This window comes from Rhodopseudomonas sp. NSM, assembly GCF_052445935.1.
GTDB lineage: Bacteria > Pseudomonadota > Alphaproteobacteria > Rhizobiales > Xanthobacteraceae > Rhodopseudomonas.
The window spans coordinates 22,033-47,774 of sequence record NZ_JBQTCH010000006.1; the positions used below are offsets into that span (position 1 = coordinate 22,033).

The 25,742-nt window shown below is 67.3% G+C and carries 32 protein-coding genes; 17 read left to right on the forward strand and 15 right to left on the reverse strand.

Going from position 1 to position 25,742, the window contains the following annotated elements:
- Window positions 1–50: 50 nt before the first annotated feature.
- The gene (locus tag ACTZWT_RS15935) at window positions 51–452 is read right to left on the reverse strand and encodes a metallopeptidase family protein (protein ID WP_444770662.1); all 402 of its coding nucleotides are present in this window, start codon (window positions 450–452) and stop codon (window positions 51–53) included.
- A gap of 114 nt (window positions 453–566) precedes the next feature.
- Here ACTZWT_RS15935 and ACTZWT_RS15940 point away from each other — a divergent pair, with 114 nt between their 5' ends.
- The 4 genes from ACTZWT_RS15940 (at window position 567) to ACTZWT_RS15955 (ending at window position 2,888) form a co-directional block, all read left to right on the forward strand.
- Window positions 567–899 carry a hypothetical protein gene (locus ACTZWT_RS15940; protein WP_444770663.1) on the forward strand — a complete coding sequence of 111 codons (333 nt, stop codon included), beginning with the start codon at window positions 567–569 and terminating at the stop codon, window positions 897–899.
- A 359-nt stretch (window positions 900–1,258) separates the two neighbouring features.
- Window positions 1,259–1,537, forward strand: coding sequence for a hypothetical protein (locus tag ACTZWT_RS15945; RefSeq protein WP_444770664.1), 279 nt, complete (start codon window positions 1,259–1,261; stop codon window positions 1,535–1,537).
- A 158-nt stretch (window positions 1,538–1,695) separates the two neighbouring features.
- A complete protein-coding gene (locus tag ACTZWT_RS15950; protein WP_444770665.1) occupies window positions 1,696–2,016 on the forward strand; it encodes a hypothetical protein in 321 nt (106 codons plus the stop codon).
- Between the two features lie 200 nt (window positions 2,017–2,216).
- On the forward strand, window positions 2,217–2,888 hold the full coding sequence (locus ACTZWT_RS15955; protein ID WP_444770961.1) for a hypothetical protein: 672 nt from the start codon (window positions 2,217–2,219) through the stop codon (window positions 2,886–2,888).
- Between the two features lie 328 nt (window positions 2,889–3,216).
- Here ACTZWT_RS15955 and leuC read toward each other — a convergent pair whose 3' ends face one another.
- The 6 genes from leuC to ffh all read right to left on the reverse strand — a co-directional run bounded on the left by leuC (window position 3,217) and on the right by ffh (window position 9,104).
- Entirely contained in the window at window positions 3,217–4,629 is a 1,413-nt protein-coding gene (gene leuC, locus ACTZWT_RS15960) for a 3-isopropylmalate dehydratase large subunit (RefSeq protein WP_444770666.1), read from the reverse strand.
- 457 nt (window positions 4,630–5,086) lie between these two features.
- The gene (gene rplS, locus ACTZWT_RS15965) at window positions 5,087–5,482 is read right to left on the reverse strand and encodes a 50S ribosomal protein L19 (RefSeq protein WP_011439250.1); all 396 of its coding nucleotides are present in this window, start codon (window positions 5,480–5,482) and stop codon (window positions 5,087–5,089) included.
- Between the two features lie 112 nt (window positions 5,483–5,594).
- Complete coding sequence (gene trmD, locus ACTZWT_RS15970; RefSeq protein WP_444770667.1) at window positions 5,595–6,353, reverse strand: tRNA (guanosine(37)-N1)-methyltransferase TrmD; 759 nt, start codon at window positions 6,351–6,353, stop codon at window positions 5,595–5,597.
- Between the two features lie 148 nt (window positions 6,354–6,501).
- Window positions 6,502–7,050: a ribosome maturation factor RimM gene (gene rimM, locus ACTZWT_RS15975; protein ID WP_444770668.1), complete on the reverse strand. Its 549-nt coding sequence runs from the start codon at window positions 7,048–7,050 to the stop codon at window positions 6,502–6,504.
- Window positions 7,051–7,056: 6 nt separating this feature from the next.
- Window positions 7,057–7,389, reverse strand: coding sequence for a 30S ribosomal protein S16 (gene rpsP / locus ACTZWT_RS15980; protein ID WP_444770669.1), 333 nt, complete (start codon window positions 7,387–7,389; stop codon window positions 7,057–7,059).
- A 161-nt stretch (window positions 7,390–7,550) separates the two neighbouring features.
- On the reverse strand, window positions 7,551–9,104 hold the full coding sequence (gene ffh, locus ACTZWT_RS15985) for a signal recognition particle protein (RefSeq protein ID WP_444770670.1): 1,554 nt from the start codon (window positions 9,102–9,104) through the stop codon (window positions 7,551–7,553).
- A gap of 263 nt (window positions 9,105–9,367) precedes the next feature.
- Between ffh and ACTZWT_RS15990 the strand changes: the two genes are divergently transcribed.
- Genes ACTZWT_RS15990 through ACTZWT_RS16000 form a run of 3 tightly spaced genes read left to right on the forward strand, consistent with a single transcriptional unit; the run spans window position 9,368 to window position 11,082 of the window.
- Window positions 9,368–9,613 carry a type II toxin-antitoxin system Phd/YefM family antitoxin gene (locus tag ACTZWT_RS15990; RefSeq protein ID WP_444770671.1) on the forward strand — a complete coding sequence of 82 codons (246 nt, stop codon included), beginning with the start codon at window positions 9,368–9,370 and terminating at the stop codon, window positions 9,611–9,613.
- Window position 9,614: 1 nt separating this feature from the next.
- A complete protein-coding gene (locus tag ACTZWT_RS15995; protein ID WP_444770672.1) occupies window positions 9,615–10,016 on the forward strand; it encodes a type II toxin-antitoxin system VapC family toxin in 402 nt (133 codons plus the stop codon).
- A 4-nt stretch (window positions 10,017–10,020) separates the two neighbouring features.
- Window positions 10,021–11,082 (forward strand): MBL fold metallo-hydrolase, encoded by a 1,062-nt coding sequence (locus ACTZWT_RS16000; protein ID WP_444770673.1) that lies wholly within the window; start codon window positions 10,021–10,023, stop codon window positions 11,080–11,082.
- 144 nt (window positions 11,083–11,226) lie between these two features.
- Here the strand turns inward: ACTZWT_RS16000 and ACTZWT_RS16005 are convergent, their stop codons facing one another.
- Together ACTZWT_RS16005 and ACTZWT_RS16010 are read right to left on the reverse strand one after the other, a co-directional pair.
- A complete protein-coding gene (locus ACTZWT_RS16005; RefSeq protein WP_444770674.1) occupies window positions 11,227–11,937 on the reverse strand; it encodes an SIMPL domain-containing protein in 711 nt (236 codons plus the stop codon).
- Entirely contained in the window at window positions 11,937–12,647 is a 711-nt protein-coding gene (locus tag ACTZWT_RS16010) for a GyrI-like domain-containing protein (RefSeq protein WP_444770675.1), read from the reverse strand. Before ACTZWT_RS16010 ends, ACTZWT_RS16005 begins: the two co-directional genes overlap by 1 nt.
- A gap of 217 nt (window positions 12,648–12,864) precedes the next feature.
- Between ACTZWT_RS16010 and dapF the strand changes: the two genes are divergently transcribed.
- Together dapF and mtaB are read left to right on the forward strand one after the other, a co-directional pair.
- Window positions 12,865–13,746, forward strand: coding sequence for a diaminopimelate epimerase (gene dapF / locus ACTZWT_RS16015; RefSeq protein ID WP_444770676.1), 882 nt, complete (start codon window positions 12,865–12,867; stop codon window positions 13,744–13,746).
- Complete coding sequence (gene mtaB / locus ACTZWT_RS16020) at window positions 13,743–15,011, forward strand: tRNA (N(6)-L-threonylcarbamoyladenosine(37)-C(2))-methylthiotransferase MtaB (RefSeq protein WP_444770677.1); 1,269 nt, start codon at window positions 13,743–13,745, stop codon at window positions 15,009–15,011. The genes dapF and mtaB overlap by 4 nt, the downstream gene beginning before the upstream one ends.
- A 7-nt stretch (window positions 15,012–15,018) precedes the next feature.
- Here the strand turns inward: mtaB and ACTZWT_RS16025 are convergent, their stop codons facing one another.
- Window positions 15,019–15,915, reverse strand: coding sequence for an RluA family pseudouridine synthase (locus tag ACTZWT_RS16025; protein ID WP_444770678.1), 897 nt, complete (start codon window positions 15,913–15,915; stop codon window positions 15,019–15,021).
- 27 nt (window positions 15,916–15,942) lie between these two features.
- Here ACTZWT_RS16025 and ftsY point away from each other — a divergent pair, with 27 nt between their 5' ends.
- Window positions 15,943–16,890 (forward strand): signal recognition particle-docking protein FtsY, encoded by a 948-nt coding sequence (gene ftsY, locus ACTZWT_RS16030; protein ID WP_444770679.1) that lies wholly within the window; start codon window positions 15,943–15,945, stop codon window positions 16,888–16,890.
- 26 nt (window positions 16,891–16,916) lie between these two features.
- Entirely contained in the window at window positions 16,917–17,519 is a 603-nt protein-coding gene (locus ACTZWT_RS16035) for a septation protein A (RefSeq protein ID WP_444770962.1), read from the forward strand.
- Window positions 17,520–17,644: 125 nt separating this feature from the next.
- Here ACTZWT_RS16035 and ACTZWT_RS16040 read toward each other — a convergent pair whose 3' ends face one another.
- The 5 genes from ACTZWT_RS16040 to ACTZWT_RS16060 all read right to left on the reverse strand — a co-directional run bounded on the left by ACTZWT_RS16040 (window position 17,645) and on the right by ACTZWT_RS16060 (window position 21,163).
- Window positions 17,645–18,022, reverse strand: coding sequence for a ComEA family DNA-binding protein (locus ACTZWT_RS16040; RefSeq protein ID WP_444770680.1), 378 nt, complete (start codon window positions 18,020–18,022; stop codon window positions 17,645–17,647).
- Between the two features lie 303 nt (window positions 18,023–18,325).
- The gene (locus tag ACTZWT_RS16045; protein WP_444770681.1) at window positions 18,326–18,919 is read right to left on the reverse strand and encodes a DsbE family thiol:disulfide interchange protein; all 594 of its coding nucleotides are present in this window, start codon (window positions 18,917–18,919) and stop codon (window positions 18,326–18,328) included.
- On the reverse strand, window positions 18,916–19,092 hold the full coding sequence (gene ccmD, locus ACTZWT_RS16050) for a heme exporter protein CcmD (RefSeq protein ID WP_444770682.1): 177 nt from the start codon (window positions 19,090–19,092) through the stop codon (window positions 18,916–18,918). The genes ACTZWT_RS16045 and ccmD overlap by 4 nt, the downstream gene beginning before the upstream one ends.
- A complete protein-coding gene (locus tag ACTZWT_RS16055) occupies window positions 19,092–19,826 on the reverse strand; it encodes a heme ABC transporter permease (protein ID WP_444770963.1) in 735 nt (244 codons plus the stop codon). Before ACTZWT_RS16055 ends, ccmD begins: the two co-directional genes overlap by 1 nt.
- Window positions 19,827–19,942: 116 nt before the next feature.
- Window positions 19,943–21,163: a ubiquinone biosynthesis hydroxylase gene (locus tag ACTZWT_RS16060; protein WP_444770683.1), complete on the reverse strand. Its 1,221-nt coding sequence runs from the start codon at window positions 21,161–21,163 to the stop codon at window positions 19,943–19,945.
- Window positions 21,164–21,320: 157 nt separating this feature from the next.
- Between ACTZWT_RS16060 and tesB the strand changes: the two genes are divergently transcribed.
- The 6 genes from tesB (at window position 21,321) to ACTZWT_RS16090 (ending at window position 25,721) form a co-directional block, all read left to right on the forward strand.
- Complete coding sequence (gene tesB, locus ACTZWT_RS16065) at window positions 21,321–22,196, forward strand: acyl-CoA thioesterase II (RefSeq protein ID WP_444770684.1); 876 nt, start codon at window positions 21,321–21,323, stop codon at window positions 22,194–22,196.
- Window positions 22,197–22,325: 129 nt separating this feature from the next.
- Window positions 22,326–22,664 carry a P-II family nitrogen regulator gene (locus tag ACTZWT_RS16070; protein ID WP_011439272.1) on the forward strand — a complete coding sequence of 113 codons (339 nt, stop codon included), beginning with the start codon at window positions 22,326–22,328 and terminating at the stop codon, window positions 22,662–22,664.
- 402 nt (window positions 22,665–23,066) lie between these two features.
- Window positions 23,067–23,405, forward strand: a complete 339-nt coding sequence (locus ACTZWT_RS16075; protein ID WP_011439273.1) for a P-II family nitrogen regulator — start codon at window positions 23,067–23,069, stop codon at window positions 23,403–23,405.
- A 43-nt stretch (window positions 23,406–23,448) separates the two neighbouring features.
- Window positions 23,449–24,891: an ammonium transporter gene (locus ACTZWT_RS16080; RefSeq protein ID WP_444770685.1), complete on the forward strand. Its 1,443-nt coding sequence runs from the start codon at window positions 23,449–23,451 to the stop codon at window positions 24,889–24,891.
- A gap of 34 nt (window positions 24,892–24,925) precedes the next feature.
- Window positions 24,926–25,372 carry a nucleotidyltransferase family protein gene (locus ACTZWT_RS16085; protein WP_444770686.1) on the forward strand — a complete coding sequence of 149 codons (447 nt, stop codon included), beginning with the start codon at window positions 24,926–24,928 and terminating at the stop codon, window positions 25,370–25,372.
- A 25-nt stretch (window positions 25,373–25,397) separates the two neighbouring features.
- Window positions 25,398–25,721, forward strand: a complete 324-nt coding sequence (locus tag ACTZWT_RS16090) for a HepT-like ribonuclease domain-containing protein (protein ID WP_444770687.1) — start codon at window positions 25,398–25,400, stop codon at window positions 25,719–25,721.
- The last annotated feature ends 21 nt before the right edge of the window (window positions 25,722–25,742 follow it).

Consider the following 25,742-nt stretch of genomic DNA (forward strand, 5'->3'; position numbering starts at 1 on the left):
GCACAGCGCCGATCCGGGTGCTCCTCGCAATGACGGAGGAGCGGGTCCTGTCAGTCCGCCACCTGCGCCTCGATCTCTTCCATGTCGTCGTCGGACAGGCCGAAATGGTGGCCGATCTCGTGGATCAGGACGTGGCTGACGATGTGGCCCAGCGTCTCGTCGTTCTCGGCCCAGTAATCCAGGATCGGCCGGCGGTACAGCCAGATCATGTTGGGCATCGGCGCGATGTCCTGGCTGGAGCGCTGCGGCAGGCCGATCCCCTGGAACAGGCCGAGCAGGTCGAACTCGGTCTGGGCTCCCAGTTCCTCCAGCACCTCGTCGGTCGGGAAATCGTCGACGCGGATGATCACGTCCTCGCACAGCGCGCGGAACTCGTGCGGGAGTCTGGCGAAACTCTCTTGCGCCATCTCCTCGAACTCGGCGAGCGAGGGCGCCTTGGCGGTGATCCACATCGCGGCGTTGTAGGGGATCGCGGAGCGTTCGGCAAAGGCGGCAGATGGCTGCGGTTGACGGCGGGGCGCCGATCGGGGACTTTGCCGGCGAGGATTTGGGACGGGGCGGTTGCGATGATCCGAGCGATGACCAAAGCACTGGGGCTGGCAGCGGCGGGGCTGACCGCGGCGCTGCTGCTGCAGACGGCGGAACCGGCGCAGGCGCAGACCTCGATGCAGGCGAGGCCGTCCGCCGCCGCGCCCCTCACCGATGTGTCGGCGCAGGAGCGGCGTCCGCCGCGCCGGCTGCGGATCTATCCGCGCGTGGCCCCGAGCGACGACGTCTATCCGCGCTATTTTCCCGGCCGCAACGCGGTGCGCGAATGCACCGCGACCTATGTGCAGGAATATCGCCCGAGCGGAACCGTGATCACGCCCCGGATGAACTGCTTCTGGCGCCGCGGCTGAGATCCGCCGACCATGGCGCCGCGCGTGCGACGTTGAGCAGCAGCGCGACAATGCCGCAGGTCGAAGCGCATCCCTTCGCGAACCGTCGGCGTCGTCGCGTCATCATCGTCGTGGTCGACGCAAGAAGTCGATGAGATCGGCGCCGGACTTCGATTAGTCGCGCGATGCACGCTGCAGAAAACGCATCGTCGCAGGAACCACTGCGACACGATGCGCATTCATTCGCGCGGGAGGCATTCACTCCGCATTCACGTCGCGCGCTCCAGCATGATCACAAGCGGCGCCAGTCGCTCTGCGGTGATCGACAACAAACCGCATCACGCTGGACAAAGCGCATCTCGAACCAAGGAAACTGATCGATGAACATTCTGAAACTCTCCGGTCTCGCCGCCATCGCGGGATTGCTGCTGATCGCCGCACCGGCCGATCGCGCGCAGGCCGCGCCGATGTCGAGCGCCGGACTCGCCACCACGGTTCAGCGCGACGTGATCCCTGAAGCCAGCGAAGTGCAGTATCGGCATCACCGCAGCTATCGGCATCATCCCCGCTACCGGCACCATCGCGCCTACCGCCGCCACATCCACCGCCCGCACCGGCACTACGCGCCGCGCCACCATTATCGCCGCCACTGGCGTTGATCGCCGCGCAAATCTGAACGCATTGTTCAGCAAACAGGCCCGTTTTTCGGGCCTGTTTTTGTTTCGGCCTGTCGCGATCGCGCGCGTCGCGCTAGCATCACGACCGTGCGGCGTGATCGGCGGCGGAGGATGAGGCGATGCGAAGCTGGATGACAGCAATGATCGTTGCGGTTGCGCTCGGCGTGATGCCGGCGGCGGCGGCGCAGGCATCCGCGGCGAGCGGATCGCGCGCAGCACAGGCCGGCGAGGGGACGCTTGAGAACGCCGTGCCGGCGACCGAGTTCAGCTCGCGGCATCGCGGCCGCGCGCACGCCCATCGCCAGATGCGGCGATACGCGCATCGCCGTCACCGCTGGGGGCCGCGGCCGCGTTACTACGCGCCGCGCTACTACGCGCGGCCGTATCACTATCGTCCGTACGGAGTCGCACCGTTCTTCCCTTTCGGGTTCGGCGGCTACGGCTTTCAGCCGTCGTGGTAAGCGCGACGGCCCGATCGGCGCATCGATGCGGTGCGCGCGATGCTCCGGCCACGCTATTCATGACGCGTTCAGTTTGCGCCTCCTAGCCTGCGTCCGGGAGCGACACAACCAACGTCAACGCGCCGCGTGACGGCGCCGGGGGAGCGCCGATGAATGCGCACGCGCCGATGATGACTGCCGACACGCCGATGACTGCCCATATGCCGACTGCGCATATGGGCGCGATCACACCACATCGCCCTGATCGTCCGACTCTGGCCAGCCGGATCGGCGCGTTGGCATTCGCCGCGGCCGCAGCGCTGGCCTTCTCGATCGCCGCCGCGCCGCGCGCGCAGGCGCTGTCGCCGGCGAGCCCGGCCACCGCCAACACCAGCAAGGTCGCGACAGAAAAGCCGATCCAGGTGGTCGGTCAGATCGGCGGCGGCCATCGCGGTGGCGGCGGCTTCCGTGGCGGCGGAGGTTTTCGCGGCGGCGGAATTCATCATGGCGGCGGCTTCCGCGGTGGTGGCTTCCGCCCGGCGTTTCAGGGCGGCGGCTTCCGTGGCGGTCATATCGGGCGCCCGGCGTTTCATCATCGCCAGTTCCACGGCGGCCCGCGCTTCGTCGGCCGCCGCCATTTCGGGCCCCGTCATTTCGGGCCCCGCTATCACGGCTATCGCCATCACGGCTTCCGCCGGCACTATGTGCGCCCGCGCGTCTATGGCTATTACGGACAGCGTTACTACGCGCCGGCGTATTACGGCCCGCGCTACTACGGCCCGCGCCGGTTCTGCCGCGTGGTCTACACCTCTTACGGCCCGCGCCGCATCTGCAAGCTGCGGCCGTGGCGGCACCACTGGCGCCCCCACCGCGCCTGGCGGGTGTATTGGTAGTTCGGTGATCGCAGTACTGCTTTGATAGAATCAGAGCTCCCAATGCGGCTGCCGCCGTCATCCTGAGGTGCCGGCTGGGCCGCGCTGTGCGCGGCGCAGCGGGCACCTCGAAGGATGGGCCGCAGGCGCCTCGGGGCCGCATCCTTCGAGGCGCGCTACGCGCGCACCTCAGGATGACGACTCTGCACTTGAGATGGCCGCATCGCTTCAATCAGTCGATGAAGCGCTCTAACTATTGCTCTCGCCGTCACCGCCGGACTTGATCCGGCGGTCCATCGTTCTTCTGAAGATGGATTGCCGGGCCGAGCCCGGCAATGACGTGCGTTGCTTAGCGCCACTCGCGGATGTCGACGAAGTGGCCGGCGATCGCCGCCGCCGCCGCCATCGCGGGCGACACCAGATGGGTGCGGCCCTTGAAGCCCTGGCGGCCTTCGAAGTTGCGGTTCGACGTCGAGGCGCAGCGCTCTTCGGGCGCGAGCTTGTCGGGGTTCATGGCGAGGCACATCGAGCAGCCCGGCTCGCGCCATTCGAAGCCGGCCTTGACGAAGATCTTGTCGAGCCCTTCGGCCTCGGCCTGTTCCTTCACCAGGCCGGAGCCCGGCACGATGATGGCGTTGACGTTGGCGTTGACGGTCTTGCCCTCGGCGACCTTGGCGGCGGCGCGCAGGTCCTCGATCCGGCCGTTGGTGCAGGAGCCGATGAACATCCGGTCGATCTTGATGTCGGTGATCTTCGTCCCCGGCGTCAGGCCCATATAGGCCAGCGCGCGCTCCTTGGAGAGCCGCTTGGCCTCGTCGGCGATGTCGGCCGGGTTCGGCACCTTTCCGGTGACCGAAATCACGTCTTCGGGCGAGGTGCCCCAGGTCACGATCGGCGGCAGCGCTGCGGCATCGAGCCGGAGCTCGTGGTCGAAATGCGCGCCCTCGTCGGAACGCAGCGTGTCCCAATAGCGCATCGCGGCGTCCCAGTTGGCGCCAGTCGGCGCCATCGGGCGGCCCTTCAGGTAGGCATAGGCCTTCTCGTCCGGCGCGATCAGGCCGGCGCGGGCGCCGCCTTCGATCGACATGTTGCAGACCGTCATGCGGCCTTCCATCGACAGCGCGCGGATCGCACTGCCGGCATATTCCAGCACGTAGCCGGTGCCGCCCGCGGTGCCTATCTCGCCGATGATCGCCAGGATGATGTCCTTGGCGGTGACGCCGTCCGGCAGATCGCCGTCGACGGTCACGCGCATGTTCTTGGCCTTCTTCTGGATCAGCGTCTGGGTGGCGAGGACGTGCTCGACCTCGGAGGTGCCGATGCCATGCGCCAGCGCGCCGAACGCGCCGTGCGTCGAGGTGTGGCTGTCGCCGCAGACGATGGTGGTGCCGGGCAGCGTGAAGCCCTGCTCCGGGCCGATGACGTGGACCACGCCCTGCCGCTTGTCGAACTCGTTGTAGTAGGTGACGCCGAAGTCGCGGGCGTTCTCGGCGAGCGCGGCGATCTGCTCGGCGCTCTCCGGATCCGGATTGGGCTTGGAGCGATCGGTGGTCGGCACGTTGTGGTCGACCACCGCCAGCGTCTTCTCCGGCGCATGCACCTTGCGGCCGGCGGTGCGCAGCCCCTCGAAGGCCTGCGGGCTGGTCACTTCGTGCACCAGATGGCGGTCGATATACAGCAGGCAGGTGCCGTCCTCGGCCTCGTGCACCAGGTGGTCGTTCCAGATCTTGTCGTACAGCGTGGTGGGTTTTGCAGCGGACATCGTGTCAGTCCTCGAACCGGATTAGGTGATGCTTGAAAGCGGAATGCGTCTCGCGGAACAGCCGCGCGAAACCGGAACGCTCAGGCCGTGAGCGCAGCCGTGGTCAGTCGCCCGAAGAACCGCCATGGCAGGCGGCTGCGGTCATCGAGCACGATGCGTGCGGGGCGATCTGGAAACATTCCATCCATATAGCACGATGCGACGGCACGACAACGCTGCGACTATGTCATTGCGTTCGCAATCGCGTGCCCCGGACGCAGCGCAGCGCGCCGCACTTGCGGCGTGGTGCACTGCAGATCCGGGGCCCCGGTTTCGGACGTGGCAAAAGCAACCGGGGTCCCGGGTCTGCGAAGCGGCGTGAAGAACGCCGCATCGCGCCCGGGACACAGGGACCGACACCAACGAAAAAAGCGCGGGCAGAACCCGCGCTTTCTCAGAACGATTGAAGCGTTGAAGATTACTCGGCGGCGCCGGCGGCGACCTTGGCCGGGCGGTCCTGCTTCTTTTCGACGATGCGGGCCGACTTGCCGCGCAGGTTGCGCAGGTAATACAGCTTGGCGCGACGCACCTTGCCGCGGCGCACCACCTTGATCGAATCGATCATCGGGGACAGCAGCGGGAACACGCGCTCGACGCCTTCGCCGTAGGAGATCTTGCGGACGGTGAAGCTCTCGTTGATGCCGCCGCCGGAGCGGCCGATGCAGACGCCCTCATAGGCCTGCACGCGCGAGCGCTCGCCTTCGACCACCTTGACGTTGACGATCACGGTGTCGCCGGGGCCGAATTCCGGAATCGTCTTGCCGGCGGACAGCTTGTCGAACTGCTCTTTTTCGAGCGTCTGGATGAGGTTCATCGGTCATTCTCCATCGGCGGCGCGCCCGACCATCCCGGCGCGGGCTGCGCGAAGATCACTGTCCTGCCATTGCACGGATTTGCCGGTGCTATACGGCAATCCTGGGGGTTTGTCACCCGTCCGTCTTGTCTTTTGGCGATTTTTGCGATTCGCCTTTTGCCGGGGCGTTTGCGGCGGGTCTTGCCACAGATCTTGCGCCCCAAAGATCCGGCCGGCGCGCCCGGGTCAGGGCCTCGGCCTCGACCTGCCGCCAGGCGGCTACCTTGGCATGGTCGCCCGAAATCAGGGTCTCGGGGATCGGCCGGCCCTCGAAGATCTGCGGTCGGGTGTATTGCGGATATTCCAGCAATCCGGCGGAAAAGCTCTCCTCGGTCGAGGAATCCAGCTTGCCCATCACCCCCGGCAGCAGCCGGACGCAGGCATCGATCAGCGCGAATGCTGCGATCTCGCCGCCCGACAGCACATAGTCGCCGATCGAGACTTCCTCCAGGTTCCGGGCGTCGATCACGCGCTGGTCGATGCCCTCGAACCGGCCGCAGACGATCAGCGGGCCGGGGCCTGTCGCCAGCTCCGCGACGCGGGCCTGGGTCAATGGCCGGCCGCGCGGGCTCATCACCAGCCGGGGCCGGCCCGGCACAGGATCGGCGGCGTCGATCGCCGCCGCCAGCACATCGGCGCGCAGCACCATGCCGGGCCCGCCGCCAGCCGGCGTGTCGTCGACGCTGCGGTGCCGGTCCGTGGCCGAGTCGCGGATGTCGCGCGCCTCCAGCGCCCAAACCCCGGACGCCAGCGCCCGCCCCGCCAGGCTGACGCCGAGCGGGCCGGGAAACATCGCCGGAAACAACGTGAGGACAGTGGCGCGCCAGGTCATGCGTAGGCCGTGCAGCGAATTCGGACGTCATGCCCGGACTTGATCCGGGCATCCATCGCCTTCGCAAGAAGATGGATCGCCGGGTCAAGCCCGGCGATGACGATCATAAGTGTTGCGACGCGTGCGCGAAAACAATGCCGCCCGCGCCTCACGCCTCCGGATGGTTCGGCGTGTCGCCCTCGATCTCGCCCGGCAATTCGATGATCACCTGCCCGGCGGCGAGGTCGACGGTCGGCACCACCGCGTTGGTGAACGGCAGCAGCAGCGTCGGCCCCGAGGCCGGCGCGATCTCGATGATGTCGCCGGCGCCGAAATTGTGGATCGCCAGCACGCGGCCGAGAGGCTCGCCGGACGTCGTGATCGCCGGCAGGCCGATCAGGTCGGCGTGGTAGTATTCGTCGTCCTGCGTCGGCGGCAGCCGGTCGCGCGGCACATACAGTTCGAGGCCGTTGAGGCGCACCGCGTCGTCGCGCGTGGTGACGCCCTTCAGCGTCACCACCAGATGATCCTTGGCGGCGCGCGCGGTGGCGATCTCGAACGAACGTGCGCCGTCCTTGGTCGACAGCGGGCCGTAGTCGCCGACCGCGAGCGGATCGGCGGTGAAGCTCCACAGCCGCATCGCGCCGCGCACGCCGTGCGGCGCGCCGATTCGCGCGACGCAGACTTGCCGGGCGACGGAGATCGGCCCGGACGGCATCGGCGCTTACTTCTTGGCGGCGGCTTCGGCGGCGGCCTTGCGCTCCTTGCGCGGCACCGCCTTTTCCGGGTTGTTGCGGGCTTCGCGCTTCTTGACGCCGGTGATGTCGAGGAAGCGGGCGACGCGGTCGGACGGCTGCGCGCCCTTGGCGAGCCAGTCCTTGACCTTGTCGATGTCGAGCTTGAGGCGCGCCTCGTTGTCCTTGGCCATCAGCGGATTGAAGTAACCGAGCCGCTCGATGAAGCGGCCGTCGCGCGGGAAGCGCGAATCGGCGACGACGACGTGATAGAACGGGCGCTTCTTGGTACCAGCGCGCGCGAGGCGGATGACGACGGACATGGGAGCTCCTTAAGGTGGGGTTCGGTGTGTGTGTTGCTAATCAGCTCGTCATTCCGGGGCGCGCGAAGCGCGAACCCGGAATCCCGAGGTGTTCTGTGACAGAGATTCCGGGTTCGCCGCTGCGCGGCGCCCCGGAATGACCGAGAGGGCGAGCAAGGCGCTCATTTCTTCTTCCCGAAGCCCGGGAAGGAGCCGAGGCCGGGCAGCGTCGGCTTGCCGCTGAGACCCGTCAGGCCGGGCAGTTTCGGCAGGCCGGTGCGCAGACTCGCGGGCAGGTCCTTCGGCAGTTCGGGCATGCCGCCGGGCAGCTCGCCGCCCTGCCGCGCCTGTTCCTGCATCGCCTTGATCTGTTCGGCCGAGGGCAAGCCGCCGCCGAAGCCCATCGCCTGCGCGAGACCGGCCATCGGGCCGCCCTTGCCGCGGCCCACGGCCTTCATCATGTCGGCCATGTTGCGGTGCATCTTCAACAGCTTGTTGACGTCCTCGACCTTGATACCGGCGCCGGCGGCGATGCGCTTTTTGCGGCTGGCCTTGAGGATGTCGGGGTTCTTGCGCTCCTCGCGGGTCATCGAATCGATGATCGCGACCTGGCGCTTGAGGATCTTGTCGTCGACGCCCGAGGCGGCGATCTGGTTCTTCATCTTGGCGATGCCGGGCATCATCCCCATCAGCCCGCCGATGCCGCCCATCTTGGTCATCTGCTCGAGCTGTTCGCGCATGTCGGCGAGATCGAACTTGCCCTTGCGCATCTTCTCGACGGCGGCGGCGGCCTTCTCGGCGTCGAGCGTCGAGGCGGCCTTCTCGACCAGCGAGACGACGTCGCCCATGCCGAGAATGCGGCCGGCGATCCGGCTCGGGTGGAAGTCTTCCAGCGCATCGGTCTTTTCGCCGGTGCCCATCAGCTTGATCGGCTTGCCGGTGACCGCGCGCATCGACAGCGCCGCGCCGCCGCGGCCGTCACCATCAATACGCGTCAGCACGATGCCGGTGAGGCCGACGCGCTCGTCGAAGGCGCGCGCCAGATTGACCGCGTCCTGGCCGGTCAGGCTGTCGGCGACCAGCAGCACTTCGTGCGGATTGGCGGCGGCTTTGATCTCGGCCGCCTCGGTCATCATGTCTTCGTCGAGCGTGGTGCGGCCAGCGGTGTCGAGCAGCACGACGTCGTAGCCGCCGAGCCGGCCGGCTTCCATCGCGCGCCGCGCGATGTCCGGCGGCTTCTGGCCGGCGACGATCGGCAGCGTGTCGATTTGCAGATCGCGGCCGAGCACCGCGAGCTGCTCCATCGCCGCCGGGCGGTAGACGTCGAGCGACGCCATCAGCACCTTGCGCTTGTCGCGGCTCGTCATCCGGCGCGCCAGCTTGGCGGTGGTGGTGGTCTTGCCCGAGCCCTGCAGGCCGACCATCATGATCGGCACCGGCGCCACGGCATTGAGGTCGATCGCCTGGCTGTCGGAGCCCAGCATGGCGATCAGCTCGTCATTGACGATCTTGACCACCATCTGGCCGGGCTTGACCGACTTGACGACGGTGGCGCCGACCGCCTGCTCGCGGACCTTCTCGGTGAACGAGCGCACCACTTCGAGCGCAACGTCGGCCTCGAGCAGCGCGCGGCGGATCTCGCGCATCGCCGCATCGACATCGGCCTCGCTCAGCGACCCGCGTCCGGTCAGCCGATCGAGAATCCCACCCAGCTTTTCCGACAGATTGTCGAACATCGGTCCAGTTCCAACCCGGCCCTACGAAAAGGCCTGTAAATCCAAACACCTGTGGCGCCCGAGGGCGCATCGCGCTGTCGGGCGTTGACCTCCGGCCTCCAGGACCGGTCGGCGGATCGAAAAGAGAACTTTTCGAGATTTCGCCGGCATCTAGACTCGACGCCGTGCCGAAGTCAAGAATTGCGGCATTTGGCGCTTTCGACGGGACTGCCGGGCGGACGGAAAACTGCTATATATCGGTGACTTAACAAAGGTCGAAGGTCATGAAGCACGTCAGCCTGGCGGATGCACGCGCCAACATCGCGGAGCTGCTCGACGAAGTCGAGCGCGGCGAGACAGTGACGATCAGCCGAGATGGGGCAAAATCGTTCGAAATCGCGCCGCCGTTCGACGAGAGCAGAAGAGAAGAAGCTCGCCGAGCGATCGAAGAAATTCGCGAGCTCAGAAAGACCGCGCCGCGTGCCACTGTGGAAGAGATCCTGTCCTGGCGCGACGAGGGACGGAGCTAACGTGCGCTTCGTTGTCGACGCGTCCGTTGCCGTGTCGTGGTGCATGCAGGACGAAGCTTCGGCTATAGCGGATCGAGCATTCGATCTGTCGAGAATCGCGACCGCAATCGTTCCAGCTCACTGGTGGTTCGAAACACGAAATGCATTGCTGGTGGCAGTTCGCCGTAAGCGATTGGAGCTTCCACGTCTCGAGAGCTTTTTACTGCAACTCAATCTTGTGGCGATCGAGATTGCACCAATCCCTGACGACCGCTCTCTGATCACGTTGGCTCAGCGCCATCGCCTGACCTTCTACGACGCCGCCTATCTCGAACTGGCGCAACGCGAGCGGATCGAGCTGGCGACGCTCGACGCGGCGCTTGTCCGGGCAGCGACGGCCGAAGGCGTCGCGCTGGTCGCATGAGCCGATGAACCCGATCTCGCGCCGAACGTTGCTGGCGAGCGTCGCCGCCCTCGCCGCCACGGCCGGGCTTTCCTCCTTCTGGGTTTCCCGCATGACCTCCTACAAAGGCCCGATCACCGATCATTTCGACGGTGAGCGCTTCTTCGATCGCGACAGCGCGCCGCCGAAGGGGTGGCTCGACGTGCTGCGCTGGCGGTTCACCACGAAGCCCGCGCCATGGCCGGATTGGGCGCCGAGCCCGTTCGCCGACACCCCGCCGCCGCGGGTCACCGGCGACACGGCGCGGCTGAGTTACGTCGGCCATGCCAGCTGGCTGCTCCAGACCGGCGGGCTCAATATCCTGGTCGACCCGGTGTGGTCGCAGCGGGTGTCGCCGGTCAGCTTCGCGGGCCCCAAGCGGCACAACGATCCCGGCATCGCCTTCGACAAGCTGCCGAAGATCGACGTCGTGCTGGTGTCGCACGGCCATTACGACCACCTCGATCTGGCGACGCTGTCGCGGCTGGCGGCAGCGCATGCGCCGCGGGTGATCACGCCGCTCGGCAACGATCTGACGATGGCTTCGCACGACAGCGCGATCCGCGCCGAGGCCTATGACTGGCAGGACCGCGTCGAACTCGGTGACGGCGTCGCCGTGACGCTGGTGCCGACCCGGCACTGGACCGCGCGCGGCCCGTTCGACCGCAATCGCGCGCTGTGGGCGTCGTTCGTGCTGGAGACTCCCGCCGGCAGGATCTACGTCGTCTGCGATTCCGGCTATGGCGACGGCAGGCACTTCCGCAATGTGCGCGACGCGCACGCGCCGCTGCGGCTGGCGATCCTGCCGATCGGCGCCTACGCGCCGCGCTGGTTCATGAAGGACCAGCACATGAACCCGGCGGACGCCGTGATGGCGCTGGCGGATTGCGGCGCCGAGCAGGCGCTGGCGAATCATCACGGCACCTTCCAGCTCACCGACGAGGCGATCGATGCGCCGGAGCAGGAGCTGTATGCGGCGCTCGACGCCGCCGCCGTGCCGCGCGAGCGTTTTCCGGTTCTGAAGCCGGGTCAGGTATTTGAGGTCTGAGGAGATCACCCTCTCCCCTCGTGGGAGAGGGTGGCGAGCGAAGCTCGCCGGGTGAGGGGCTTACGCCGTGCTTGCGGCTCCCCTCATCCGGCGCGGACGATGTCCGCGCCACCTTCTCCCACGAGGGGAGAAGGCAGTAGGCGACTACGGCGCCTTGATGGCCCAGCTCACCGTCACGTTGACGCCCAGCGTTTCCTCGCCGGCGGCGACCGGCGTGGCGGATTGCATCGCCACCATCTTGCGCATCGGCGCGATGCCCTGCTGGGTGTCCTCTGTGATCAGCAGCGGCGCGCCGAGCGTCACGCCGGCGGCGCGCGCATAGACCTCGGCCTTGCGGCGGGCGTCGGCGATCGCCTCGGCGCGGACGTCGTCGAGCAGCTTCGACGGATCGGCGACGCGGAAGCCGATGCCGCGGATCTCGTTGGCGCCGGCGGTCACCAGCGTATCGACCAGCCCCGCGACCCGCGCGACGTCGCGCACCCGGACGGTGACGAGGTTGGAGGCGAGATAGCCGTTGATCTCGCTCGGACCCGAACGGTTCGAGGCGTATTGCGGCTGGATCGACAGCCGCGAGGTCTGGGCATCCTTGCCGTCGACGCCGGCGTTCTTCAGTTCGAGCAGCACCTTGCCCATCGCGACGTTGTTGGCCTCGGCGGCGGCGCGGGCGGTCTTCGCGATGTTGGAGACGCCGGCCTCGATCTGCGCGATGTCCGGCGCGACCGATTTCTGCGCCTCGCCGGTCACGGTGATCGCCGGCGGCGGCGATGGCGGCGCGGACTGGGCCAGCGCCGGCGCCGTGCCGAGCACCGCGAGGGTCATGGCGATGGCGGAGAACGTGTTGAACTGCATCATCATCATTTCATCGGCACATAGACGTTGATCACGAGCTTGTCTTCCGCGGTGGTCAGCGGGTCGGTGGTGTATTCCTCGACGAAGGTGTCCTTGGCCTCGAGCTTCTTGTCGTCGAGGTGGTTGGTGATCGCCTCATAGGTGTTGTCCATGTTGTCGTAGGAACCGCGATGGACGAATTTCAGCGCCTTGCCGTCCGGCGTCGTCCCCATGCTCATCGTCTGGGGCAGATTCTTCGGCGCCTCGGGCACCGGGATCTCGGCCTGGAAGGTGAAGCCGTTGTCGTCGGTCGAGGTGTAGACGATCATCGGATTGCCGTTCGACTTGATGCCCTGCTTGTCGAGCAGCGCCGTCACTGACTTGAACGCTTCGATCAGGCTCTCGAACGCATTGTCCCAATTGGCCTTGCCCTTGAGGATCACCGCGGTCTTCGGCTCCAGCGTGATCTCCTCGCCGAACGGATCGGCGCTCTGCACCTTCGAAGCCGGCGGCACGGCAGGCGCCTCGGCCGCGGGTGGCGGCGGCGTTTCGGTCGCGGCCGGCTGAGGCGCCGGTGTCGCGGGAGCCGGCGCAGCGGGCGCCGTCGCGGCAGGCGGCGCCGCCGGATCGGCCGGCTTGGTCTCGGTCTGCGCCGAGGCGGCGGCCGTGACCAGCGTCAGCGCGGCGGCCGATGCCAGCCCGAGCAGTGCGGGGTGAAACGAGCGGGGGCGGTTCATTCAATGTCTCCCTGGCCGCAAACCGCGGCCGCATCCGATCACCGCGATCCTGGACGCCCGGCGGATCGGCGGCCCGGGCGCCCTTCATAACATCCGGCAGCCGCTTTCGTCCCTTGCGATCGGCGTGTGGCCTGACTGTGGCGGCGCTGCCGGCGCGGATCGCCGGACTGGCCAAAACCGCCGTGCTTCGCCATATAGGCCCGACAGGGAACGGATCATGAGCGCGCTGGACAACCGCCTTTTCGCCAAGATGAACGGTATCGGCAACGAGATCGTCGTGGTCGATCTGCGCGACCAGCCCGCGCCGGTGACGCCGGACGATGCCCGCGCGGTGGCGGCGCATGTGCCCTACGATCAGTTGATGCTGCTGCAGCCGGCGCGGCTGCCCGGCACCGAAGCATTCGTCCGGATCTACAACAATGACGGCTCCGAATCCGGTGCCTGCGGCAACGGCATGCGCTGCGTCGCGCGGCGGATCTTCGCGGGCTCGGACCAGCAGGCCCTGACCTTCGAGACCCGCGCCGGCCTGCTGAACTGCTGGCGGGGCCCCGCGGACGAGCTCTACACCGTCGACATGGGCGCGCCGAAATTCGGCTGGCAGGACATTCCGCTCGCCGAGGAATTCCGCGACACCCGCGGCATCGAATTGCAGATCGGCCCGATCGACGCGCCAATCCTGCACACGCCGTCGGTCGTCAGCATGGGCAATCCGCATGCGATCTTCTGGGTCGACGACATCCACGCCTACGATCTCGGCAAATTCGGACCGCTGCTGGAAAGCCATCCGATCTTTCCGGAGCGCGCCAACATCACGCTGGCCCACATCGTCGATCGCCAGCACATCACGATGCGGACCTGGGAGCGCGGCGCCGGGCTGACCCGCGCCTGCGGCTCGGCTGCCTGCGCCACCGCGGTCGCCGCCGCACGGCTGCGGCGGGCCGACCGAATCGTCGAGATGACGTTGCCCGGCGGCCAGCTCACCATCGAATGGCGCGAGCGCGACGATCACGTGCTGATGACCGGCGGCGCCGAGCTCGAATTCGAGGGCCGATTCGATCCGGCGCTGTTTGCGCAGGCGCGCGACGCGACCGTCGCGTGATGGTCGAGATCGTCACCTTCGGCTGCCGCCTCAACGCCTTCGAATCCGAAGTGATCCGTCGCGAGGCCGAGGGCGCGGGGCTCGCCGACGCCATTGTGGTCAACAGTTGCGCGGTGACGGGCGAGGCGGTGGCGCAGGCCCGGCAGCAGATCCGTAAGTTGAAGCGCGCGCGGCCCGACGCGCGCATCGTCGTCACCGGCTGCGCGGCGCAGACCGAGCCGGCCACCTTCGCGGCGATGAGCGAAGTCGATCGCGTCGTCGGCAATGACGACAAGCTGCGCAGCGAGGCCTGGCGCGCCGCGCGCGCGGCGTTCGACGCCGATGCGTTCGGGCTCGGCAATGAGCAGAAGATCGCGGTCGCCGACATCATGGCGGTGCGCGAGATGGCGCCGCATCTCATCGACGGTTACCAGAGCGGCCTGCCGCGGGTGTTCGTGCAGGTGCAGAACGGCTGCGACCATCGCTGCACTTTCTGCATCATCCCGTTCGGGCGTGGTAACTCCCGCTCGGTGCCGGTCGGCGCGGTGGTGGATCAGGTCCGCGCGCTGGCCGAACGCGGCCATGCCGAGATCGTGCTGACCGGCGTCGACCTCACCAGCTACGGCGCCGACCTGCCGGGCGCGCCGAAGCTCGGCACGCTGGTTAAGAAAGTGTTGCGCCACGTCCCCGAGTTGCAGCGGCTGCGGATTTCCTCGATCGACTCCATCGAGGCCGACCGCGACCTGCTCGATGCGCTCGCCAGCGAAGAGCGATTGATGCCGCATCTGCATCTGTCGCTGCAGGCCGGCGACGACATGATCCTGAAGCGGATGAAGCGGCGGCACGCGCGCGCAGATGCGATCGCGTTCTGCGACGAGGTGCGGCGACTGCGCCCCGACATCGCGTTTGGCGCCGATCTGATCGCGGGTTTCCCGACCGAGACCGAGGCGATGTTTCAGCGCTCGCTCGATCTCGTCGCGGAGTGCGGCCTGACCTTCCTGCATGTGTTTCCGTATTCCAAGCGCCCCGGCACCCCGGCCGCCCGGATGCCGCAGCTCGACGGCCGCGTCGTGCGCCAACGTGCCGCGCAACTCCGCGCCGCAGGCGAAGCGGCGCTGCAGAAGCGCCTTGCGGCGGAGATCGGGCAAGTACGCGCGGTGCTGATCGAAAGCCCGACACAGGGCCGGACGGAGCATTTCCTGCCGGTGGCGATTGAAGGCGCGGCGCCGGGCAAGGTGCGCGAACTCATCATCGCGGGCCACGATGGCGCCCGGTTGAACACCTGAGCTGTCGCTAAGCGCCCGTCCACCCGCAGGCCGTCAGCCGCGGATGCATGTGCGCCGGCGCCGGCGCTGTGACCACCACCGGAGGCTTGTTGCGCGACAGCGGGATGGTGATTTCGCGGGCATGCAGATGCAGCTTCGGCTCGCCGAAGCGCGGACCGCTGCCATAGATGTTGTCGCCGAAGATCGGCCACCCCATCGCCGCGCAATGCACCCGGAGCTGATGCGTCCGCCCGGTGATCGGCTCGAGCGCGAGCCAGGTGAGGCGCGTCGGGGGAGGCGCGTCGAGGATCGCGCCCGGCTTTCGAGACAGATCGGCGGCCTCGCCCCCAGCAGAGCGAGCTCCCTCTCCCGCTTGCGGGAGAGGGTTGGGGTGAGGGTGCCCCGAAGCGAGGCTCCCGTTGCCGACCCCCACCCCCACTCCCTCCCCGCAAGGGGGAGGGGAGAAGCGCCCCATCACGCGCCATTTCGTCAGCGACGGCAGGCCCGCCGGGTCGATCCTCTGCCACCAGCCGCGTTCGGCGTTGAGGCGGCCGATCGGGAGGTCGATGGTGCCCTGGTCCTCCAGGGGCCCGCCCTCGACGATCGCCCAATAGGTCTTGGAAATCTTGCTGTGCTTGAACAACAGCCCAAGCGTGGCGGTGGCCTTGCGGTGGCGGCCGAGCACCAGGCAGCCGGAGGTGTCGCGGTCGAGCCGATGCGCCAGCACCGGCGGGCGCGGCAGGCCGAATCGCAGGAACTCGAACGAGGTTTCCAGATTGGGCCCGCCCTTCGGGCCGCGATGCACCGGCAGGCCGGGCGGCTTGTCGATCACCAGCATCAGCCCGTCGCGATGCAGCACCCGCGACTGAATGTCCTCCGCCGACAGTTCCGGCACGTCGAATTGATCGGTGTGGCTTTCGTTCATGACGCGAAACGGCTAACACAGCGCCCGATGAGTGACACTCCGGAAAATTCAAAACCGAGCTGGTGGCGGCGGCTGTCCAGCGGACTGAAGCGCACGTCGAGTTCGATCGGCACGGCGCTGTCCGAATTCATTTCCAAGCGCAAGCTCGACCGGGCGATGCTCGACGAGATCGAGGACGTGCTGCTGCGCGCCGACCTCGGCACTGGGGTGGCGACGCGGATTTCGGATGCGGTCGGCGAGGGCCGCTACGACAAGATGATCTCGGCCGGTGACGTCAAGGAGATCGTCGCCGCCGAAGTCGAGAAGGTGCTGGCGCCGGTGGCGAAGCCGCTGGTGATCGACCGCGCCAAGAAGCCGTTCGTCGTGCTGGTGGTCGGCGTCAACGGCTCCGGCAAGACCACCACGATCGGCAAGCTGTCGGCGCGCTATGCGGCCGAGGGCCACAAGGTGATGATGGCGGCGGGCGATACCTTCCGCGCGGCGGCGATCGAGCAGCTCAAGGTCTGGGGCGAGCGCACCGGCACGCCGGTGGTCGCCGGCGCGCAGGGCTCGGATTCGGCGAGCCTCGCCTTCAACGCGCTGACCACGGCGAAGGAACAAGCCCGCGACGTGTTGCTGATCGACACCGCCGGCCGGCTGCAGAATCGCACCGAGCTGATGAACGAGCTCGAAAAAGTGGTGCGCGTCATCAGGAAGGTCGACGACACCGCGCCGCATGCGGTGCTGCTGGTGCTCGACGCCACGGTCGGCCAGAATGCGCTGTCGCAGGTCGAGGCCTTTACCAGGACCGCCGGCGTGACGGGCCTGGTGATGACCAAGCTCGACGGCACCGCGCGCGGCGGCATTCTCGTCGCGATCGCCGAGAAGCACAAATTGCCGGTGCATTTCATCGGCGTCGGCGAAGGCGTCGAGGATCTGGCGCCGTTCACCGCGCGCGATTTCGCCCAGGCGATCGCCGGCACGGAGGCCACATGACGAAGCCCTCGACGTCCGACGAGATCCTGCCCAAGAACCAGCCGCATCCGCTGTTCAAGCTGGCGACCGAGCTCGGCCCGCTGCTGGTGTTCTTCTTCGTCAACTCGAAATGGAATCTGTTCGCCGCCACCGGCGCCTTCATGGTCGCGGTGATCGCGGCGATCATCGCGTCCTATGTGGTGACCAAGCACGTGCCGATCATGGCGATCGTCACCGCCGTGGTGGTGCTGGTGTTCGGCACGTTGACGCTGGTGCTGCACGACGAGACCTTCATCAAGATGAAGCCGACCATCGTCTACGCGCTGTTCGGCGCGGTGCTCGGCGGCGGGCTGCTGTTCGGCCGCAGCTTCATCGCGATCATGTTCGATCAGGTGTTCAATCTGACGCCGGAAGGCTGGCGCAAACTGACGCTGCGCTGGGCGCTGTTCTTCGCCGCGATGGCGCTGCTCAACGAAGCGGTGTGGCGCACCCAGTCGACCGACTTCTGGGTCAACTTCAAGGTGTTCGGCATGATCCCGCTGACCATGCTGTTCGCCTTTGCGCAGATGCCGCTGACCAAGCGCTACGCCGCCGCGCCGGCGACGCTGGAGCAGAGCGCCGCCGACGAGGGCGACGTCTCGGGTCGGTGAGCCTGCTACTTCAAAGACGTCATTGCCGGGCTTGACCCGGCAATCCATCTTCTTGCGAACAGCGATGGATGCCCGGGTCAAGCCCGGGCATGACCTGTTACTTGGTGGCGACGGGCGCCCCCCGCTCAGCTCTTGTGCCTGGCGATGATCCTGTCCTTGATGCCGTCATAGGTCTTCTCGGGCAGGATCTTCTTGTGCACGAGGTCGTCCTTGCCCTTGTAGGGGCGGCCCTTGATGATCGCGGCGGAGTAGGCCTTGCCGACGCCGGGCAGCGCGTCGAGCTGGTCGGCGGTGGCGGTGTTGATGTCGAGCAGTTCGACCTTGGCGCCGGCGGTCGGCGAGGTCTTGGTCGCCACCGGCGGCGCCATCTTGTCGGCGGCGGGCGCGGTCTGGGTGCCTTGTGCGGTCCCTTGCGCCATCGCGGGGCTGCCGGCGAGCAGGCCGAAAGCCAGCGCGGCGGCGAGCGGGGCGAGGGCGAGGTGGCGCAGTTTCGAAGTAAGCATCGGGGTGTCCTCCACGGACGTTGTTAGTAACGCCATGGAGCTAGCCGCCGATTCATGGCGCGGCCGTGGCCGGCAAATGAACCGCCGATAAACGCTGATGATTATTTGTCGGGATGAGCTGGCTCCGGGGGGCGCGCACCTCTCCCGCTCGCGGGAGAGGTCGGATCGCGCAGCGATCCGGGTGAGGGTACTCCGCTCCGCGAGTTAGTGAGTCAGTGTCTGGGGCGCCCTCACCCCAGCCCTCTCCCGCGAGCGGGAGAGGGAGCTCGCAGCGGTCGGGGAGATGCTGTGGATGAACTCGGATTAGGACTTCGCCAGCGCCTTCTCGATTTCCGGCTTCAGCACCTTGTCGAGATTGTCCGGCGTGATCGGGCCGACCAGCTTGTAGGCGATCCTGCCGTCGCGGCCGACCACGAAGGTCTCCGGCACGCCGTAGACGCCCCATTCGATCGCGGCGCGGCCATTGGCGTCGACGCCGACCGCGGCGAACGGGTTGCCGTAGCGGCCGAGGAATCGCCGGGCGTTGTCAGGCTTGTCCTTGTAGTTGATGCCGACGATCTGGATGCGCTTGTCGTCGCCGAGCGCGGTCAGGATCGGCGCCTCGTCGTGACACGGCACGCACCACGACGCCCAGACATTGACGACGCTGACCTTGCCCTTGAACAGCGCCGGATCGAGCCCCGGCACCGCCGCGCCGTCGCGGGCGAGGTCGTCGAGCGCCGGCAGCACGGTCTGCGGCACTTCGCGACCGATCAGCGCCGAGGGAATGCGGGAAATGTCGCGATCGCCGAGCCGGATCCAGAACAGCGCCGCGAGGCCTGCGAACACCAGCAGCGGCAGCGCCACCATCAGCGAGCGGCGGGTCGGCGAGGGGGCGTCGGTGACGGGCGTGGTCATGTCAGATCCGTTGCGCTGCGGCCGGAGCGCCGCGTGGCACCGCGCGCCTCGAGCTCGCGCAGCCGCGCCTTCTGGCGGCGATAGTCGAGTATCACCCACACGATCAGCAGCGCGATCACGATCGCGACTGCGGCGTAGGACGAAACGATGAACTCGGCGTAGCGACCGAACATCACGCCGCCTCGGCGCGGCTGGCCTGCAGCATCTGCAGCGTGCGCACCCGGCGGCGCAGGATCTCGTTGCGCATCGCGGCGACGTGCAGCGTCAGAAACAGCAGCGAGAAGCCGAACGCCATCACCAGCAGCGGAATCAGGAAGGACTGGTCCAGCGCCGGCCCGCCCATCCGGACCACCGAGGCCGGCTGGTGCAGCGTATTCCACCAGTCGACCGAGAACTTGATGATCGGCAGGTTGATGGCGCCGACCAGCGTCAGCACCGCGGCGGCGCGGGCGGCCCGCGACGGGTCCTCGACCGCGCGCCACAGCGCGATCAGGCCGAGATACATCAGGAACAGGATCAGCATCGAGGTCAGCCGCGCGTCCCATTCCCAATAGGTGCCCCACATCGGCCGGCCCCACAGCGAGCCGGTCAACAGCGCCAGGAAGGTGAAGGCGGCGCCGATCGGGGCGGCGGTCTTGGCGGCGACGTCGGCGAGCGGATGCCGCCACACCAGCGTGCCGAGCGAGGCCACGCTCATCACCCCCCAGACGAACATCGCCAGCCAGGCGTTCGGCACATGCACGAACATGATCTTGACGGTGGCGCCCTGCTGGTAGTCGTCCGGCGCCAGCATCGCCTGCACCAGCCCGACGGCGAGCAGCAGCGCGGTCGCGCCCGCGAGCCACGGCAGCAGGCGGCCGGCGAGCGTCAGGAACCGGGTCGGGTTGGCGAGTTCGGTCAGCGTCATGGCATCCCTGATAATGGGATGGGCGAGCGCAGGCAATGCGGCCTTCTCCGGAGGCCGCCGTCTCAGCGGGAGTTGATCGGGCGGCGAGCGCCGGCGGAACCCGGAGCGGCGGCCCTCTACAGCGCCTCGCCCTTCAGCAGGCGCGGGGTTTCGCCGGCGAGGCCGGCGGCCTGGCGGATGAAGACGTCCTTCAGCGGCGGCAGCCGGTCGACGATGCCGAGGCCGATGTCGCGAACGCTGCGCAGCAGCGGCGATTTGTTGGAGAACAGCAGGTTCAGCCCGTTGGTGGCGACGCCCATCGCCATGGTGTCGAACCGCCGCCAGCGCTGGTAGTTCTCCAGCACGTCGGCCTGGCCGGGATCGATCCCGAGCCGCGCCGCATCGACCACGACTTCGGCCAAAGCCGCAACGTCGCGCAGCCCCATATTCAGCCCCTGCCCGGCGATCGGGTGGATCACATGGGCGGCGTCGCCGATCAGCGCCAGCCGCGGCCCGATGAAGGATTGCGCGACGAAATAGCCGAGCGGAAACGCCTTCGGCGCATCCAGCGGCTTGACCTCGCCGAGCCGCAGCCCGAACCGCGTCTCCAGCTCGGCCTGGAATTCCTTGGCCGACAGCGCCACGATCTTGGCCGCGTCGGCGCGGCTCTCGGTCCACACCAGCGACGAGCGCCGGCCGGTCAGCGGCAGGATCGCGAACGGCCCGGCCGGCAGGAAGTGCTCCTCGGCGCAGCCATTGTGGTCGCGCTCGTGCTCCACCGTGACGACGATGCCGGACTGGTCGTAGTCCCAGCCATAGGTGGCAATGCCGGCGCGCTCGCGCAGCTTCGACTTGGCGCCGTCGGCCGCGACCAGCAGGCTCGCCTCGATCACGCTGCCGTCGCCGAGCGTCACGCGGGTCGCGTCGTCGCCAGCCTGGTACGATATCACCGGCGTGGCGCGCAGCTCGACGCCGGCGGCCTCGGCGCGACTGGCCAGCGCCTCGTTGAGGTATTTGTTCTCGACCATATGGGCGAACGGCTCGCCGGGCTGCACCTCGCCGGCAAACGTCAGGAATACCGGCCGGGTCGCATCCTCGAGCGCCGAATCCGTCACCACCATGTCGATGATCGGCTGCGCGGTCGGCGCTACCTCGTCCCAGACGCCGAGCGCTTCGAACAGCCGGCGGCAGGCGGCGACGATCGCGGTGGCGCGCGGATCGCGCGACGGCCGCATCGCCAGCGCCGGGTCGGCGACAACGATCGGGACCTCGGGGCCGAGCCCCTGGCGCAGCGCCAGCGCCAGCGCCAGACCGGCGAACGCGCCGCCACCGATGACAATGCTTCGCTGTACCGTCATTTTTCTCACTCGTGTGCCGGAGTCGCCTGTCTGTTCTTGCGCCCATCCCGGAGCTGGGCGAAACAGGCTGAAACAGCCGTGGCTGGTAGGGCCCGGTCTACCAGACATCGACGGCGGTGGGAAATCACGCCGCCGCCACCCACGGGAGCGCCAGCCGGTGTCAAACAGCCTGATCGACCTGATCTCGATCCTCGATCTCGAACCGCTCGAGGTGAATCTGTTCCGCGGCACCAGCCCGCAGACGAGCTGGCAGCGGGTGTTCGGCGGCCAGGTGATCGGCCAGGCGATGGTCGCCGGCTGCCGCACCGTCGAGGGCCGGCTGCCGCATTCGATGCATTGCTACTTCATCCTGCCGGGCGACCCGGCGGTGCCGATCATCTACGAGGTCGAACGGCTGCGCGACGGCAAGAGCTACACCACCCGCCGCGTCACCGCGATCCAGCATGGCCAGGCGATCTTCTCGCTGATGATGTCGTTCCACGACGACGAGGAGACCGCGTTCGACCATCAGGACAGGATGCCGGACGTGCCGCCGCCGGAGGCGCTGACCGCGGAGGAAATCTCCAAGCAGCCGTTCTTCAAGGAGATGCCGGATTTCATCAAGCGCTACTACGAGAGCGACCGGCCGATCGAGCTGCGCCCTGTCGAGCTGAAGCGCTATTTCGGCGAGAAGATCGAGGACGGCCGCATCCATGTCTGGATCCGCACCGCCGCCAAGCTGCCGGACGATCCGGCGCTGCACATGTGTGCGCTGGCCTATGCGTCGGACTTCTCGCTGCTCGACGCGGTGATGGCGCGCTATGGCCGCACCCTGTTCGACAAGCGGATGATGCCGGCGAGCCTCGATCACGCGATGTGGTTCCACCGCCCGTTCCGCGCCGACGAGTGGCTGCTCTACGCGCAGGATTCGCCATCCGCCCAGGGCGGCCGCGGCCTGACCCGCGGCATGATCTACAAGGCCGACGGCACCCTGGTCGCCTCGGTCGCCCAGGAAGGCTCGGTCCGGCAGCGGCGGGAGACGCCGAAGGGGTGAGCCAGCGCGGGCCCTCACCCTTCGCTCCGCTTATTTTCTACGCGCATTGCCGATAATCCCGGCATATAAAGAGCAAAAGCACCGCGCCACGCGGTGCGGATGCTTTTTCGCGTAAAGTCGGGGCCCTGCATGAAACTCGTCGTCGCCATCATCAAACCCTTCAAGCTCGACGAGGTGCGTCAGGCGCTGACCGAGATCGGCGTGCACGGCATGACCGTGACCGAGGTCAAGGGCTACGGCCGGCAGCGCGGCCATACCGAGATCTATCGCGGCGCCGAATACATCGTGAACTTCCTGCCCAAGCTGCGGATCGAGATCGCGGTCGATTCGGCGCTCGCCGACAAGGCCGTCGAGGTCATCACCCGCGGCGCCCGCACCGGCCAGATCGGCGACGGCAAGATCTTCGTCACGCCGATCGACCATGCGCTGCGGATCCGCACCGGCGAGACCGATTCGGACGCGCTCTGAGCCGGCCGCCGGGGGCCCGCTGCGCGACGCGGCGGGCGACGCCGAATCGTGCGTCTCGGTAGTTCGGAGCATGGCACGGCGCCTGAATAGCCACCTGCCATAATATTCTACCGCACGGACTGCCCGCCGGCTGGGCACGATTGTGTCGGCACCCTGTCATGCCCGGTTTTTGGTCAGTTCTGCTCAATCCATGAGCGCGACGGAATGGCACAGCCGGTGTTGCGGTGCGGTCTCCCGCCAAAGTCTCGATTTCATGAACGATTCCAGCGCGTCGGCCGACTGGCACGGCATTTGATTCTAGGGGGCGTGGCTGTGCCCGCGTAGTGATGCTCTCCGCGTGGGGATTTTCAGTCGAGTTCATGTCCCGGCCATTTTGGCCGGGCCCTAGCGGGGATAGGACCTATGAAAATTGTTATGGCGATCATCAAGCCATTCAAACTGGAAGAAGTCCGTGATGCCCTGACCGCCATTGGCGTTCACGGTTTGACGGTGACGGAAGTCAAGGGGTATGGCCGCCAGAAGGGCCACACGGAAATCTATCGCGGCGCCGAATACGCGGTGAGCTTCCTGCCCAAGATCAAGATCGAGGTCGCGATCGCCACCGATCAGGTCGAGAAGACCATCGAGGCGATCACCAGCGCCGCCAAGACCGGCCAGATCGGCGACGGCAAGATCTTCGTCATCGGCCTCGACCACGCTGTGCGCATCCGCACCGGCGAAGCCGACGCAGCAGCTCTCTAAGATTTCCCGCTCACCCAACTTTCTTCCACTCAGGAGACGACAAATGACGTTCAAACGTCCCTACGGCGCGGGACTGGCCGCCCTGGCAGCCGGCCTGTTCGCCGCGACTGCCGCCTACGCCGAGCCCACGGTCAACAAGGGCGACAACGCCTGGATGATGACCTCCACGGTTCTGGTCGTGCTGATGACCATTCCCGGCCTGGCGCTGTTCTATGGCGGCCTGGTCCGCTCCAAGAACATGCTCTCGGTGCTGGCGCAGGTGTTCTACACCTTCTCGATCGTGATCGTGATCTGGGCGGTCTACGGCTACAGCCTCGCCTTCACCGGCGGCTCCGATTTCATCGGCGGCTTCTCCAAGGCGTTCCTCGCCGGCGTCACGCCCGACTCCAAGGTCGCGTCGTTCAGCGTCGATTCCAACGTCTCGGAGCTGATCTACATCTGCTTCCAGATGACCTTCGCGGCGATCACGCCGGCGCTGATCGTCGGCGCCTTCGCCGAACGCACCCGCTTCGCCGCGGTCGCGCTGTTCGTGCCGCTGTGGGTGACGCTGATCTACTTCCCGATGGCCCACATGGTCTGGTACTGGCCGGGCCCGGATATGATCACCGACGCCGCCAAGGCGCTCGCCGCAGCCACTGACGATGCCGCCAAGGCGGCCGCGCAGGCCAAGCTCGACGAGATCAATGCGGATGCGGGCTTCATCTTCAAGAAGGGCGCGCTCGACTTCGCGGGCGGCACCGTGGTGCACATCAATGCCGGCATCGCCGGCCTGGTCGGCGCCCTGCTGATCGGCAAGCGCACCGGCTACGGCAAGGAGCTGATGGCTCCGCACTCGCTGACCATGACCATGATCGGCGCAGCCTTGCTCTGGGTCGGCTGGTTCGGCTTCAACGTCGGCTCCAACCTCGAAGCCAACGGCGTCGCCGGCCTCGCCATGGTCAACACCTTCGTCGCGACGGCGGCGGCGGCGATGAGCTGGATGTTCGCGGAATGGATCTTCAAGGGTCACCCCTCGCTGCTCGGCGCATTGTCCGGTGCAGTCGCGGGTCTGGTCGCGGTCACGCCCGCGGCGGGCTTTGTCGGCCCGATGGGCGCGATCGTGCTCGGCATCGTGGCCGGCGTGGTCTGCCTGTTCTTCTGCACCGTGGTGAAGAACGCGCTCGGCTATGACGACTCGCTCGACGTGTTCGGCATCCACGGCGTCGGCGGCATCATCGGCGCGCTCGGCACCGGCGTCCTGGTGAACCCGGCGCTCGGCGGCACCGGCGTGTACGACTACGTCGCCGGCGCGGTCGCCGAATACGACTTCGGCGCCCAGATGATCGCGCAGTGCTGGGGCGTCGGCACCACGATCCTGCTGTCCGGCATCGGCTCGGCGATCCTGTTCAAGGTCGTCGACGTCATCGTCGGCCTGCGTGCCCCGGTCGAAGTCGAGCGCGAAGGCCTCGACGTCGTCGAGCACACCGAGCGCGCTTACAACATGTAAGTTCTCCCGGGGGCGCGGCGTCTTTCCTCCAGAGATGCCGCGCCCAGCACTACGGTTCGGGCAGATTCCCGGCACTGTCCGAGCCGTCGAGGGGTCCCAGCGCAAGCCGGGACCCCTTTCTTTTTTGAAGCCAGGTGTGCGGGCGGGGCGTCGCCAGGCATTGCGATCGTGCTATATTCCGAAGATGGACCGGATAATCGCGCTCGACATTCTTCGACGATCGCAACCTGCGCTGCGCGCTAGGGGTGTCCGCCGCGCCGCGCTGTTCGGCTCCGTGGCGCGCGGTGACGATCGCACGGGAAGCGACATCGACGTCATGATCGAGATCGATCCGGAGGCCCACGTCACCATTTTCGACTATGCGGATCTGAAGGACTACATCGCCGGCCTGTTCGATCGTCCAGTCGACGTCGTGAACCGCGCGCAACTCAAACCTCACATCGCTCCCGCTGCCGATGCCGACGCGATCTACGCGTTCTGAGGCCTCACAGGTCGCTTTGCGCGACATGCTGCACCACATCGATCTGGCGTCGGCATTCATCGGTGATCTGGACGAAGCCCTGTTCAGACGCGATCTGCGCACGGTCTACGCCGTGACGCGGTGTCTCGAAATCATTTCGGAGGCCTCGCGTCGGGTGTCGGAGGAGGCCCGGTCGCGTCATCCCACGATTCCCTGGCGTCAGATTGCGGCCGCTGGCAATGTTTATCGGCATGACTACGAGGATGTCGCCGCGCAGATGGTGTGGGACACCGTGCATCGCGCCTTGCCGGATCTGAGAGCCGCCCTCAGCGCGGAACTGGGACGCGACGATTCAGCCCGGATGCGATGACGCGCCCGGGTCTTCGGACGG